The sequence below is a fragment of the Microvirga subterranea genome (assembly GCF_003350535.1).
GTDB classification, from domain to species: Bacteria; Pseudomonadota; Alphaproteobacteria; order Rhizobiales; family Beijerinckiaceae; genus Microvirga; species Microvirga subterranea.
Genome location: NZ_QQBB01000005.1, coordinates 38,717 through 52,508 on the forward strand (window position 1 = coordinate 38,717; position 13,792 = coordinate 52,508).

The window sequence follows — 13,792 nt, forward strand, 5'->3', positions numbered from 1 at the left end:
ACGGCGCCGCGAGCCTGCCTTCCGCCGCCGATCCTTGCGAGGGAGGGACCCATGACCCACCGAACCATCAATGCCCTGTTCGACGACTACGATCATGCCGCCGAGGCGATCCGGCGGCTCGAGGCTTCCGAAATTCCCCATCTCGACATCAGCCTAGTGGCGGGCAATCTCGGGGGCGCGTATTCGCAGCACGCCAACCGATTCTTTGAAGATGAAGACGAGGACGGCGATTCGGCCGGGACGGGCGCCACGATCGGCACACTGGCCGGCGGCGGCGCAGGGCTTCTCGCGGGCCTCGGAATGCTGGCGATCCCGGGGATCGGTCCCGTGGTGGCTGCCGGCTGGCTCGTCTCGACCCTGGTCGGAGCCGGAGCGGGTGCCGCGGTGGGCGGTCTTGTCGGAGCCCTTGCCGACAGGGGCGTCAGCGAAGAGGAGGCGCATCGCTACGAGGAAGGCATCCGCCGCGGCGGCGTGCTGGTCACCGTCGGGGTCGACCAGGGTGACACCGACCGCGTTCGGACGATTCTGGACGAGGCAGGCCGGGTCGAGGTCGAAGACCGTGAGGAGGCGTGGCGTTCGGAAGGCTGGGCGCCGCCCATCGGCGCGGCCGCTTCAACCACCACCGGTCTGACCACCGACCTGATGCCGAACCCGCTCGATGACGAGGAAACCCCGACGGAGGTGGAAGTGGAGACCGAGCGGCTCCGCCGGATCGGCGGAACCGACAGGGATCGACGGTAGGCTGGACTACGCAAGGGCGGTGGACTCCCATCCCTCGCGTAACAGCACACTGCTTAGGCGGCCCGACGGCCGCGCAAGTTGTCGAGCGACCACGCGCCGCCGCCGGCTGCGACCATGAACAGGAAGACGAAGCAGTACAGAATCGCCGCATCCCCGCCGTTCAGGACCGGGAACGGGCTGCGCGGCGCATGGGCCATCCAATAGGCTACGGCCATCATGCCCGAGAGAATGAACGCCACCGGGCGGGTGAAGAGGCCGAGCAGCAGAAGCGCCCCGCCCACAGTTTCGAGAATTCCTGCCAAGCCGTAGAGGCTGAAGAGCGCCGGCGCCGGATTCGGTGAAGCCGGAAAGCCGAACAGCTTCTGGGTGCCGTGCGCCATGAAGATCAGGGCGGACACGATCCGCAGGATGCTGAGAAGGCGAGGGGCCCAGACGGTTTCGAGAAGGGCTGTGTTCATGAAGGCATCTCCGTGGAAGCGAGGCGGGACCGGGTGATCCCGTCCCGCCGGGATGCGAAGCGGTTAGCTTTTCAGCTTCGCTCTTTCCAGCAGGAGGCGGCGGCATCTCAGTCACGACTTGCTTACCGCGTCACAAGCGGGCGCCCACTGGGCGGCCCGTTGCGTCCGCTCACAGGACGTCGACAATGATGCGCTGGGAGATCGGGATCGCGTCGGTCGGGGAGCGCACGACGAAGACGCCTTGGCACGTCGTCGTGACCGGATAGATCGGCGTGCGGTGCCGGTCGACGCCGACCATGTAGTTGACGGTGTAGTAGGTGTCGCCGCCGACGAGAGCCGTTTCACGCCCCTCGAACACGTATCCGATCTGGGTCGGATTGATCCGGTAGACCGCCTTCGGCGGCCCGAGCGCAGCGATCCGCTCGGAGATCGGACGACCGATATAGTCGGAGCAGGACACGGCGAGCGTCTCATGGATCGTCGGCGCGCAGCCCGCATGGGCGAGCGCCAGACCGGCAATGACAAGATGGATTCTCACGACAGCCTCTCCCGTTTCTAGGAATATGTAGCTGCCATCGATTAAGAGACGCTTAGGCGCCCTCCATGTTCGAACAGGAACGACCGGGCATTCTTGCAGGATTGAGTGATATCCGCTCTACGTTAGCCAAGGCCGATCGACCGCACCGGATCGAACCTTCCCGACCATTGCATTTTGGGCGGCGCCATGAGTGAATGTCGTCGGGGGCTGCCTGTCCCGTTGAAGGGAGGCACTCATGAAAACCTATTACGTGTTCCAATCGGCCACCGCCCCTGGCTTGCGCGGCTTTACGGATGAACCCCGAGGGGAGGCATTGCCGCCTGAGAACGGACCTTGGGCTGTCGTTCAGGAGGTCGGCCCTGATGAGGAGTGGGCTCTCGACGTCAGCAGGGCCGTGGTCGCCGCGGGAATCCTCGAGAACGGGTTTTATCTGTGGGGGCCTGTGAGCCAACCCGCCTTGGCGCATCCGATCATCGAGAGCGACCGGGTCGAAGGAACGGCGGTCTTCGACCAGCAGGGAACCCAGATCGGTACCATCAAGCGCCTGCTGATCGAGAAGGTGAGCGGGCGCGTCCTCTATGTCGACGTCACCTTCGGGGGCTTTCTGGGCATCGGCGTCCATCATCACACGGTTCCGTGGGACAAGCTCTCCTATGACCGAGAGCTTGAGGGCTATCGCACGGACATCACCGAGGCGCAGGTCCGGGCGGCTCCGGCCTTCTATGGCGACGACGAGGTCTGGCCCGACCGGCAGCGCGAGCGGGAGATCCGGGACTACTGGCACGACTTTCCCCGTGGGCCGATATGACCTGACGAAACAAGGAGATGGCGCAGAATAGCAACCACAAGCCCGCGGGTTTTCACCTATGTCAAAGCGGCTCACTTCATTGTGTGGCAGATTATACAATCAATGCTTGGGGAGGTCCGCCATGGGGACTTGACGCATCTCGTGTGCCTGGATGCGTACAACGAGGCGTCCAGTCGTCTCGAATCGGCCCGGGTCCGATACACCAAGGCTGCCCGAGCTCTCGCAGTTTCGCGGGAAAAGCTCGACCATGTCGTGGAGCGCGCCTACCAGCAGCAATCCTTCAGTCCGATCGAGGACCTCTTCGTGGAGGAGGAGGCCGCCCTGGCCGTCTACGAAGAGGCCGTCGCCGAGCTGGCGCGCGCCGAAGGCCGCTGGTGGTCGCTGCGCATGGCCTTCGCCTACGAGCAGGAACAGATGAGAGCGGGGAATCCGCCCGAGCGCCGGCTGAACTGAGTAGCCCGATCGAGGGAACAATCGGCCCCTGGGGCCGTTGACCTCACGACCTTCATTGACGTCCCTCTGGATGAACTCAAGGCCTGGCGGAGCAATCCATCGGGCCTTTTTCTTTTTCGTGCGGCATGCGCGAACGACCGGTCGCGTCGGAATGGGCCGACGCTGGGGCTGGTGAGGGGAGATGCGCACGATCGCTCACGTCCGAGCTCACGGGTCAACACGCTGAGGAGAAAGGGTGGTGTGGTTAGACTTCGTGCTTGGTGACGGTCCGGGTCCACCGTCGAAGGACAAGGTGTCTGGTTATTCGGGTGCTTCGAGGGTTTCCCGCGCCCAGAGAAACTTTTTGATCCGCCGCTGGATGACGATAGGCCCGCCTTGAATCGTTTGGTCCTGAAGGATGCAAAGTAGAAGCGTGTCGCGCCCTTACTCCTGGGCTAAGGCCCAGGATTTGGGTAGTTCGGGGAAAGACAATCGTCTGTTCCTGAATGTCGCGTGGGTAGGCTTTCGGAACCTTGATTTCATCCATACACGGAGCCATCGGAACGGCTCGGGTATAGCTCGCAACAAAATTCACGATGGAAAAGTGCAGAGACAACGATTGCGCCCACGATTGTCTCTGCAATCCTGGTGGTTCGGCGTACGGTCGCAAGGAAAAACGTCTCTGCAGCCAAGGCAAAGAAGCTAAGCGTGAAAAGCGGCTGCAGTCACAGAAACTGATGCCGTCACGAGGGGACCATGCCCCACCGGGGCATCTGGGTACGGCCCATGCTGACGGTTGTGTAGAGAAAGTGCGCCCCGACTAGGCGGCCGCCAATGCCAGGGCGCGTGCAGTCGTGCGAACCGCGCGTCCTGTTTAACAACTCAGTTCAGTCTGTCAACGCCGCGAATTGGCCACGTCTCTTCTCTCATGACGAGGGTACCATGGCCGCAAGGGCGTTCGAGAGGCCGCTTCGCCGCGTCCCCGTTTGTATCCTTGCACCCATCACTCTTAGCCCGCGGCTCCCGAGCGCTAGGTCCAAGGATTGAATGCTGTGCCTGATCCAGCCCCGACCAAGACGCTAATCGAATAACTCGCCTACGGAGCTAACTAAGCATTGTTAGAGCATCGGACGAAAAGCGGATCCACGGCGCTCCGCGTCTCTCCACCGGGCAAAGGTGGGAACTAGACGGGTCCGACAAATCGTCCGATGCTCTAAGATCCTCCAGTGCTGTTCAGATGGAAGGGCCCATGTCAGCCGCTGATCTTGTCAACCGCCTCTAGGCTGCCTCCGAACATGACGATGGGATTCCGCCAGCTGAGGCCCAGGCTCTGTTCATCGAGGCGGCTGAGATGATCGAGCTGTTGAGGTCGCTGCTGGAGCCCATGAAAGAAGACGGGCTGGCGGACATGCGGCCCCAAGGTAGCGCCTACTTGGAAGGGCCGCGCTTGGGCCGTTGAAATAGCTCCAGACGCGACCATTGGCCCAGTTCTCATTAATGATAGGAAAAGGTAAGGTCGACGCTGATGGCCGCGAGGGGCGCCCTCAGCCGTGCCGATCCTCAAATGTAGAATATGCCGTGATCGATCTTGGGAGCGATCAGTGCCTTGCCTTCAGCACTCTCTGCAAATGCCACAAGGACTGACTCTCGTGACCGGCCGTCTTCGAGTTTATTGACCCAGTTCTTGAACCCGGCCCGATCAGGATCGCGATCGAGCATGTTATGGTACAGAAGATCGACATACTTTTCATTCGGCATCTTCGATATCGAGCCGAACTTGGTCTTGAATTCCTTCGAGTTGAGGAACTTTTTTGCGATCCCCTGAATCGTGTTCTTGTCCTCGTCCAGGGCCGCAATCCATCGACCTAAGCCTTTCGGATCAGCATCGCGATCGAAGGCCGCTTGATACAAGCGGTAGGCCTTGCCCGCGTCGCCATTTTTATCAAAGGCAACAACACCGTAAGAGCCGCCGTTGAATGCGAAGCGTTCAACATTATTGATCACATCGGTCTGGCTGCTGCCATCCCTCTTCGTGATGACGAATGCTGTTCCGTCATTGCTGAAATGATAATCGCCCATGTCATCAGCTAGGACCACGGCATCGAGGCCTCTTCCAGCATCGACATAGTTGCTGGCGCTGTTGAGGACGATCACATCGTCACCTCGGCCGGTGAGCGCGTTCTCGATCAACGACTGCTCGTTGCCTTGATAGAGGAGTGCGTTTCCGATGTTCCCTGGCGCCCAAGACGGACCGTCCGTCAGTGGCCTGTTGTTCGCCAGCTGCTTCTCGCTGAAGGTAGAGAACCCGCCAGGGCGGAGATCGATGCGCACGTCCTCGGAGAAGTTGCGAACATCATACGTGTCGATGCCGCCGCCGTCCCAGATAGTCTGAAAAATGACCTTGCCTGTCGGTCGGCCTTGGCCAACGCCATTCAGGAACATCTCACCGGTGGTCTTGCTCCATGAGTAGACTGTATTGCCACTGTTAGTGGTGTAGTCAGCGCCATAGAGAAACTGCAGAGCCGCGATATCGTTCTGCATGTAAGTCTGAGGCTGATTGAACCTATCCGCCTCATAGTTGATTTTGAGATCAAGCGGGTCGGAGCGGTAGGTCATCAGCGACCACGCTTGGCCATCGTGCTGCAGCGGGACAGGAGGCGTCCCGGGACGGTAAACCGCCAGCCCAAACTCTTCGGACATATCCACGCCATTCAGGTCCTGGTGCCCGTGCTTCAGCCCCAGCGCGTGGCCGATCTCATGCATGATCGTGGCGTGCCCCCAGTTGCCCTTGGCCGGGGTCAGGTAGAACGGCTGATTGGTTTGGCCGAACCAAACGTCTCCTGCCTGCGGGAGATCTGATGGAGGATCACCCTGAGCTGACTCGACGGTCCTGCTCTTCGTCTGCGCAAACCGAAGGACCGCGTGATCGCCGGGCGTCTCAGTCGTCTCGACGAACGACAGGTTGGTATAGGAGTCGACGAGGCTCAGCGCGTAACGTACGGCATCTTGCTGTTGGGCGTTGAACGGTACGAACGTCTGGTTGCGACCGTCAGCATAATTGTCGCCGTAGAGCGCGCCGCTCGTGGGGAAGCTGAACGTCAGCTGGTCAATGGCCCATCGTGAGCCGAAAATTGTACCGTCGATGTCTGGGCTGCCAGAGATAAAGAACGTTCCGTTGCTGCTCTGGTAGATTGGATAATACTCGACCGTGCCCGCATACGCCCCTGTGGCGCTTAGCGCCTGATTATGACTGCTCATCCTTGCCCCGCTAGGAATATTTCGCAGAGCGATGAGTGCGTGAGGAGTGTTAGCGGTACGTTAAGATCAATTTAGGGCGCGCCAAGCCGTGCTACTTTGACGCCGACACATTGCTCTCAGAGGATCAGCAATGCTCTGGCGAGCATGTGCGCAAGTGCTTCACGTACGCACTAGAGTTTCCTGATGCGTTCCGCGGGTTGGCACGGGGAGGTTTGGTCATGCCGAGGCAGTGCATTGAAGCGTGAGACCGGCATCGCAACTTAGGCGTCACGTCCCGAGAGGTAAGCCCTTGCAGCCTTGATAGCAGAGTCACACCGAGGCGACGTGCTGCTGAGTACATCCTCGGGCGCCGCTGTGCCAACCCAGACCTCGATGGCTGTCGTCACAGCCCATGCGGGATCAGCCACAACTCGGTCGGCAAGAACGGGAAGGGAAGTCGTAGCGCAGGCTCTTACGTCTGCAATGACTGCCTGAGGAGCCCGTACTTGCGCCAGGCGCTCATTTATCTCGGCCTGAAGAGGATCGACAATCATTATGTTGACGACGGCAGCTAAAATTTCCTGGATCATATCCACCTCGACCGCCGGCAGTCGGATCAAATGAGATCCGACATCACGCAAGTGCCAGCGGCTTACGTCAGAGGGGCCCGGATCAGGGTCCTCCCCAAGGTAAGCAGTGCCCGTTAGGGTTCAAGGCCGGTGGTCTTGACGGCTAGTGATGGTGGCAAGGCAGTCGGGGGGGGGGGCTGTAATATAGTTTCCGGTTGAGTGGTGGCAGGTTTGCCATTCTCGTCACAGGCTCAGCGGCAGTCGTAGACTTGGCGGTTCATTCGGGCCTAACGTTTGGCTCAACCTATCTACCGGGAAGATGAGTTTCAGAGAACTTGCGGGAATGATGGTCGGAGTGGCAGGATTTGAACCTGCGACCCCCACGTCCCGAACGTGGTGCGCTACCAGACTGCGCTACACTCCGACACCGAGAAATCCTCGGGAGGCCGGTCTTATAGCGGCGAGGGGGTGAGGCCGCAAGAGGAGAAATCGCGTTTGATGCCGATTATTGACCCGCCGCAAATCAAGGTTGCCAGAGCAGGCGGTCCCGATTATGTACTCCGCCACACCAGCGGTGGGGCGTCGCCAAGTGGTAAGGCAGCGGTTTTTGGTACCGCCATTCCCAGGTTCGAATCCTGGCGCCCCAGCCAGTGGAATCGGTATCCGAGCGCGAACAGAGACAGAATCGTAGCTGCTAAGGTTAAAGGGGCTACAGACGCACTGTTCGCACACGAGTTTGCACATCATCCCCAGTGTCGCGATGCTTCAAGGATTGCCTTTCTGAGGCCATAGTTTCTCGCTCATTGCCGAGCCTCGCAGGTGATCCTGCGTCTACGGTTCCTCCAATAAGTGAGTGGGTTCATGGAAGCGCATACGAGCAATAAGGTAGCAACCTATAAGGTGACGAGCGGAGTGCTCGGCGTCTTGGCACTGCTTGGTTGGGGCCTCTATGGCTATTCCCTTAGCTCCTCAGGTACCGAAGAGAGCCGCCTTCGTGAGCAGACGACCCGCCTCCAGAATGACCTGAATCAGCTGAACACGGAGCATCGTCGGGTCACCGCAGAATACGAGCAACTCCGTCAAAGCGCCGGGGACCTGCAAGGCGTTCAAGGACAACTGGCATCCGTCCAGGAACAGGTAAAGAGCCTGGAACAGGCACGGGCACAGTTGACGGAATCGGTGGCTCAGGCACGGTCCCAGCTTACATCATCGACAGCCCCTTCCGCAGACGACGCGAGAGCGTCTCAGACGGGCACTGCCAATCCGTCGACCGGCCCAGTACGAATAGATGCCGCGCAGGAAGCCCTGACAAGGCTCGGATATGGGCCGCTTACGGCTGACGGGAAAATGGGTTCTAGGACGCGCCGAGCCATTGAAGCCTTTGAGCGAGCCCAAGGCCTGGCTGTGACCGGCAGCTTGGAGCGGGCGACCGTGCAAGCCCTTGAGGCAAACTCTGGAGTATCAATTCAGTGATGCCCGGCCAACGCACACTGGTGCCAGAGGCGCTTTCGATTTGAGCCGCAAATGCAGCGGTCGGTCCTCTCAACGGGGATTGCCCTTTGTTGCAACCGTGGCTCCCTCTTCGAGTGCAGGTAGATCCCTGACGGTCACGCCATGGCAGCGCTCTTGATGGTCCGCGGCTCGCCTCTGAGCACGAGCGCTCTCGCGACACGATCCAACCTTCTGCTCCAACCAATCTGGACCGTGGGCATCTGAGGGTTTAGAGGCGTGGGAACGTCTCCTGTTGGCGGAGGCTGGGGATTAGACTAAAAGAGAGGCGCTGATGGGCGGGAATGATACGAACAGGGTTCAGGAAGCGGGCGCATCCTCTCTCAAGTTTGGCACCAGTGGGTTGCGGGGTCTTGCCGTCGAACTGGCAGGGCTTCCAGCCTACGCTTACGCGCGAGCCTTCGCGGAGGTTCTCAAGAAGGATGGTGCGGGCGCCGAATCTCAGGGGCGCATCCTGATCGGGCAAGATCTTCGGGAAAGCAGCCCGACGATTGCGCGGCTCTGTGCCGCGGGGCTGCAGGACGCGGGCTCGGAGCCCATCAATTGTGGTCCGCTTCCAACGCCTGCGCTCGCTCTCCACGCCATGCGGCTCGGATTGCCGGCGATCATGGTGACGGGAAGCCATATCCCGGAGGATCGCAATGGGTTGAAGTTCTATCGTGCCCAGGGTGAGATCAACAAGCAGGATGAAACGCGCATCCTCGCGTCGCACGCCGAACTGGGCGTTCAATCGCTGCCGGATGCCGCAAAGTCGATGTCCATGCCTGCTGTGGATGAGGCAGCTCTTTCGGCCTATAAGGCTCGGTACCTCGATTACTTTGGCTCACAGGCTCTGCGCGGCCTCACCGTCGGCGTTTATCAGCATTCTTCCGTTGGGCGGGACGTGATGGTCGAGATCCTCGAATCCCTTGGTGCGAGGCCTGTGCCACTCGGGCGGGCAACGAGTTTCATACCCGTCGATACCGAGGCCCTCCGCCCTGAGGACGAGATCCTGGCGCGCACGTGGGCCGGCGAACAGGCCCTTGATGCCATCGTCTCCACGGACGGTGACGCGGACCGGCCCCTCGTAGCCGATGGGGCGGGCGTTTTCCTGCGCGGCGATCTTCTTGCCGCGATCACGGCACGGTACCTTGGGGCCGACACCATCGTGACGCCCGTGACATCAAACTCGGCCTTGGAGGCATCTGGGACTTTTGCAAATATTATTCGCACCAAAGTCGGCTCTCCTTACGTCATCGAGGGAATGACGGAAGCTGCTCGCTTCGGAGGACGCGTCGTGGTCGGGTTCGAGGCCAATGGTGGTGTTCTGCTCGGCTCATCCGTCCGGCACCGAGACCGCATGCTTGCGGCGCTGCCCACTCGAGATGCCATGCTGCCGATCCTGTGCGCTCTTGCACAGGTCAAAGCCTCAGAGCGGCCACTCGCGGACCTCGCGGCCGGTTTCGGTTTCAAGGCGGCTGCTAGCAACCGGCTGAAGGACGTATCCACGGAGAAGAGCGCCGCGTTTATGACACGGCTGAAGCAGGACCGCGCCTTTCTGGAAGCACTGTTGTCCCCCGTGGCGGATATCGCCGTGGTCGATGGTCGCGACGGCCTGCGAGTCTCGCTCGCAAACGCTGAAGTGGTGCATTTCCGCGCCTCGGGCAATGCGCCGGAGCTCCGGGTTTACGTTGAGGCGGCGACTCAAGCACGCGCTGAAGACCTTCTCACGTGGGGGCTCCGCATCGCGGAGCAGCATGTCAGGCATGGGTAGGCCGTTGACAAGGCTTCACAATGCAGGCCCCTCAGGACTGAGGTAACCCGGTGAACCCGTGCCCATGGAGGCCTACGACGGAACCAGTGTCCCTGGCGTCCATCGTGGGTCTGTCCATGGATCCTTGTAGCTGTCCTTTGGGAGGCGAGCCGTGGGTGACCACAGGGACAGCCCGGACAACGTGGCCCCGTTCGATGGATGTGTCGCAATCTCATATGGCTCTGGCTTGCATGCCACGCTCGTCTTGGTTGCCGCTGTGGGCGTTTCCCGGATGCCGACCTGCATGATCCTGCGGCTCACATCCATCCACGCGACCTAGCCTTACCATCGAGCCGTCGGTATACACGGTGCTCGGAAGTGCGAAAGGGGACCACGCGTTGTCGATTCCAAGGTTTCATGTCGTTGCCGCGGCAGTATTCATGCTTGCCGTCGTATTCATCGTCAATGGAACCCTTCCAGGCTTGTTGGCTCCAACAACAGCCCAGTTGTTCTGGACGATCGGCTTCGCACAGTCCTTCATCAACGATGGATTTTCCATATTTGCGCACAATTTCGGTGCGCCTCAGCCCGCCGCAATATCATTCGGCTTGGCGGGAGCGTTGCCTGCCTCTGCCTTTCTGAAACTGGGCCTGTCGGCGGCCGACGCCTATGCGGCTTCATTCGCGCTCTGGCTGACGGTGGCATTCGGAGGCGCATACAAGCTGACACGGCGGCTGGGCGGCGAAACACTGATGTCCCTGATGTCGGCCACCGTGTGGTGCACGATGCAGGTAGTGTGGTACCACCATGGATATTCCATGCTCGCCCTCGGGATCGCCCTTCTTCCGTTCTATTTCTACAGTTCAGTCCGCGTCCTCGATCGTCCGACGAGCCTGACCAATTTCATGCTGTTTCTGTTTACCTGCCTGGTTTCAGTATTCATGGACGGCTATACGTACATGATGTTCGCTGTGGCCACGGGCTTCGCTCTTTTGTTTTCTCTTCTTCAGGGGCGAAACAATAATCTGATCAATGTCGTCTGCAAGTTTGCTTCCATAGGACTGGGCCTTCTGGCTTCTTACGTTCTTTACGTACTGTATATCGGGCAAGCTGAATTTGATCCTGCTCCGCTGGACTTCTTTCGCGGGTGGGGAGCAAACCTCGAGTTTTTCCTCATCGCCACGAAAGGGTTCTTGTTCCTGCCCGACCTGATCGGATTGAGCGACGCGCGAGCACCGCGTGAATACTTTGGCGATAGCTCGGTGTTCCAATCGACCTTCTCGGCAGCAATCATTATTGCCGCGATTTATGGTGTCGCTACGGGTAAGGGTGACCGGAAGGTGATGACCCTCTTCGGTGTCATCGCTTTATTCGGATTCTATATGGCTTTGGGACCGTCCGTTAAGTTCTTGACGTATCGTCCGGAGGGCATGGGTCAGCTAATGCCCGAAAGCTACGGATGGTTGTCTACGGGGAGTTCTATTCTGTCTGAACATCTGCCCGGATTCAAGAATATGCGCGCAAGTTACCGGTGGATGGCGTTGGGCGTCTTCGGGTGCTGGGCCATTCTCGCCATAGTGCTTTCAAGCAAGCTTCGATCAGTCAAACAGAAGATGATCGTGCTACTTGCGGTCTTAGTCTTCAACATTCCGGCTTTGGGGATCTTTCGCGGCTATCTTGATGCGCGAGCCGACATCTCCTCCCGAGATGCGATCGTGCAGGAATTGGCCGCTCTTGTAAAAAAGGGCGAGAACATTGCATTTCTGCCGTATCGGAATGACTTCCTGGTCAATTATCTTGCAAGCAAGGTTGGCATAAAGACCTATAATATCGGCGGCGACAAAAACCTGGCCTCTGCTCGAGAGAACTGGCCGGATACCGTGAAGCGTTTTACCCAGGATGAGATTGACCCTGACTTCCTCTCCAATGTCAGGGCCGTTCTGGAAAACGAGGACGCAGATGCCGTCGTGCTTCCCTATATCGACCTGCTCTGGGCCGCGCACAGTGGGCCACTCAGGTATGTCTATAAGGATGAATTGTCAGCCATCGCCGCAAAGCTCGATGCGGATCCTCGCCTGTCGGCGTCCTACAGTGACCATTTTGCCGTCATCAGGCTGAATCCAGGTCTCAAGGGAATGGGTGAGGCTTGGGTCGCACAGAGCTACGATCCAAGGCAACATGGTAAGCCGATCAAACTGGAGAGGGGCTCATCGGTATCGTTCACCACAGACGGTTTGAATCCTGAATTCATGTTGCACCGAGGCTGGTCTCGCCTTGAGTCGAAGGGGATTTGGTCAACGAGGAGCGTGTCCAATGTGCTGCTTGAGTTGCCAAAACAGCAAGACCTGAATTTGCGTGTCGAACTCACGCCTTTCGTTCCGCGGCCAACGGATCGAATGACGATGCAATTGGTGATGAATGGAAACGTCGTGCTTGAGCGTACCTATGTTGGGCAAGGCGAAGGCCCCTGGCGTGTGGCCGTCGAGAACGTTGCACTGCCGTCATCGATCTTGAGCGCAGACGGAGTGAATGTCTTGGAATTCAAAGCCACGCCGCTTTTGTCGCCGACAAAAATTGGCATTCAGGATCCGCGAACGCTCGGCGTGATGCTCCACAGGATCGGTGTCGACTAGCTGAATTCGATTAGACACGAGCCATGCGCGGACTGGCCCTTTTGTACAGGGGCCGGGCCGAAGAGGTAGGCCTGCAATCAGTGAGGACTTTGCAGCCCGAGATCCAACGCGAATGCCCGCGCGTTCGGAGGCGCGGTCTCTTGTGTTCATAGATGGTCAGCATCCCATTAGGCCAATGAGAGGCTGTCTCCGGTCTCCGATAGGCACAAAGCACAGTCGGACTGCTCGACCCGTCACCGGGATGGCGAACGCGCGCCACCGGGCAAGATGTCACTTGACCTCAACCGGGTGACTTTTACGTTGCAGTGAAGCGATCACAAAGAAGAGCAAATCGCCGACCACCGTCACGACCCTCCCTAGAACGACAGCGAGCAACAACTCACTCTCACCGATCAGCCCGTTCAGCAGGAAGATTAGTACAATCTCCCGCACCCCCACTCCCGCAGGTGCGCCAGGAGTAAGCAGGCCGGCAAGCCAAGCCAAGACGTAGGCGCCGCAAAGCATGATCCAGTTTGCGCTGGATTCAACTCCAACTGGGAACGTGACGCCGACCAAACAAACGAACAGCATCCCTGAAATGCCAAGGAAGCCAACATACCAGCCGAAAGCCCATACTGCCGCCGGACCGAGGCAGGCTCTGAGGGCCACAGCACCCACAATGAGTGCCAATGCAAAAACAATGGCCCCGAGTTCAAGTGGTAGCGCGGGCAACATCAGAGGGAGTGCTAGCGACCCGAAAAGCGATCCTGCAGACGCGATAAGCGCCAGTTCCCATATGGATGATTTCGCAAGGGACCATCCAGGTAGACCCGCAGCCATCCCAACAGCCTGCCGGCCCGCGAGATGGAAGATGTTGCCTGGAACATACTTAGCGAGTTGGGTGATGCCGTAGGCTCCAATCGCCCAGAGGCGTGACGTGGCTGTCCCAAACTGGCCAAGTAAATTCCACCAGGCAAGAGCTAGCATAACATTCGAGAGGCCATAGACGACTGCGCAAGACCCTATGACCCACCAGATCTCGCGATCGAAGTCCTTGAAGTTAATCTGGCCGCTATAGCCGCGCAGGCGAATCACAACGAACAGGATGCCGATCGCAGCGAGAGCGCTACCGGCCCAATGCAGGTACTTTTTCATG

Annotated in this window: 10 protein-coding genes and 2 tRNA genes; 7 read left to right on the forward strand and 5 right to left on the reverse strand. The window is 59.3% G+C overall.

Translation table 11 applies throughout. The features are described 5' to 3' along the window. Positions 1–51: 51 nt before the first annotated feature. A complete protein-coding gene (locus DES45_RS13485) occupies positions 52–741 on the forward strand; it encodes a hypothetical protein (protein ID WP_114770548.1) in 690 nt (229 codons plus the stop codon). Positions 742–794: 53 nt separating this feature from the next. Here the strand turns inward: DES45_RS13485 and DES45_RS13490 are convergent, their stop codons facing one another. Together DES45_RS13490 and DES45_RS13495 are read right to left on the reverse strand one after the other, a co-directional pair. Next, positions 795–1,199 (reverse strand): DoxX family protein, encoded by a 405-nt coding sequence (locus DES45_RS13490; protein ID WP_114770549.1) that lies wholly within the window; start codon positions 1,197–1,199, stop codon positions 795–797. 169 nt (positions 1,200–1,368) lie between these two features. Further along, positions 1,369–1,737 carry a hypothetical protein gene (locus tag DES45_RS13495; protein ID WP_114770550.1) on the reverse strand — a complete coding sequence of 123 codons (369 nt, stop codon included), beginning with the start codon at positions 1,735–1,737 and terminating at the stop codon, positions 1,369–1,371. A 235-nt stretch (positions 1,738–1,972) separates the two neighbouring features. Here DES45_RS13495 and DES45_RS13500 point away from each other — a divergent pair, with 235 nt between their 5' ends. Both DES45_RS13500 and DES45_RS13505 read left to right on the forward strand, forming a co-directional pair. Beyond that, positions 1,973–2,545 carry a PRC-barrel domain-containing protein gene (locus tag DES45_RS13500; protein ID WP_114770551.1) on the forward strand — a complete coding sequence of 191 codons (573 nt, stop codon included), beginning with the start codon at positions 1,973–1,975 and terminating at the stop codon, positions 2,543–2,545. A gap of 129 nt (positions 2,546–2,674) precedes the next feature. Next, a complete protein-coding gene (locus DES45_RS13505; RefSeq protein ID WP_114770552.1) occupies positions 2,675–2,998 on the forward strand; it encodes a hypothetical protein in 324 nt (107 codons plus the stop codon). Between the two features lie 1,539 nt (positions 2,999–4,537). Here DES45_RS13505 and DES45_RS13515 read toward each other — a convergent pair. Then, positions 4,538–6,235, reverse strand: coding sequence for a DUF4214 domain-containing protein (locus DES45_RS13515; RefSeq protein ID WP_114770554.1), 1,698 nt, complete (start codon positions 6,233–6,235; stop codon positions 4,538–4,540). A gap of 895 nt (positions 6,236–7,130) precedes the next feature. Continuing rightward, positions 7,131–7,207 (reverse strand) — tRNA-Pro (locus DES45_RS13520). Positions 7,208–7,358: 151 nt separating this feature from the next. Between DES45_RS13520 and DES45_RS13525 the strand changes: the two genes are divergently transcribed. The 4 genes from DES45_RS13525 (at position 7,359) to DES45_RS13540 (ending at position 12,657) form a co-directional block, all read left to right on the forward strand. Then, positions 7,359–7,433 (forward strand) — tRNA-Gln (locus tag DES45_RS13525). 211 nt (positions 7,434–7,644) lie between these two features. After that, entirely contained in the window at positions 7,645–8,256 is a 612-nt protein-coding gene (locus tag DES45_RS26335) for a peptidoglycan-binding domain-containing protein (protein WP_114770555.1), read from the forward strand. 310 nt (positions 8,257–8,566) lie between these two features. Continuing rightward, on the forward strand, positions 8,567–10,045 hold the full coding sequence (locus tag DES45_RS13535; RefSeq protein WP_114770556.1) for a phosphomannomutase: 1,479 nt from the start codon (positions 8,567–8,569) through the stop codon (positions 10,043–10,045). Positions 10,046–10,464: 419 nt separating this feature from the next. Next, positions 10,465–12,657, forward strand: coding sequence for a hypothetical protein (locus tag DES45_RS13540; protein ID WP_114770557.1), 2,193 nt, complete (start codon positions 10,465–10,467; stop codon positions 12,655–12,657). A gap of 270 nt (positions 12,658–12,927) precedes the next feature. Here DES45_RS13540 and DES45_RS13545 read toward each other — a convergent pair whose 3' ends face one another. Then, entirely contained in the window at positions 12,928–13,791 is an 864-nt protein-coding gene (locus DES45_RS13545) for a hypothetical protein (RefSeq protein WP_114770558.1), read from the reverse strand. Position 13,792 lies beyond the last annotated feature (1 nt).

Bases quoted from the DNA above. Each gene is read 5' to 3' on its own strand.
- DES45_RS26335 (WP_114770555.1), top strand. From the start codon at position 7,645: ATGGAAGCGCATACGAGCAATAAGGTAGCAACCTATAAGGTGACGAGC.
- DES45_RS13500 (WP_114770551.1), top strand. From the start codon at position 1,973: ATGAAAACCTATTACGTGTTCCAATCGGCCACCGCCCCTGGCTTGCGC.
- DES45_RS13535 (WP_114770556.1), top strand. From the start codon at position 8,567: ATGGGCGGGAATGATACGAACAGGGTTCAGGAAGCGGGCGCATCCTCT.
- DES45_RS13485 (WP_114770548.1), top strand. From the start codon at position 52: ATGACCCACCGAACCATCAATGCCCTGTTCGACGACTACGATCATGCC.
- DES45_RS13490 (WP_114770549.1), bottom strand. From the start codon at position 1,199: ATGAACACAGCCCTTCTCGAAACCGTCTGGGCCCCTCGCCTTCTCAGC.
- DES45_RS13515 (WP_114770554.1), bottom strand. From the start codon at position 6,235: ATGAGCAGTCATAATCAGGCGCTAAGCGCCACAGGGGCGTATGCGGGC.
- DES45_RS13540 (WP_114770557.1), top strand. From the start codon at position 10,465: ATGCTTGCCGTCGTATTCATCGTCAATGGAACCCTTCCAGGCTTGTTG.
- DES45_RS13545 (WP_114770558.1), bottom strand. From the start codon at position 13,791: ATGAAAAAGTACCTGCATTGGGCCGGTAGCGCTCTCGCTGCGATCGGC.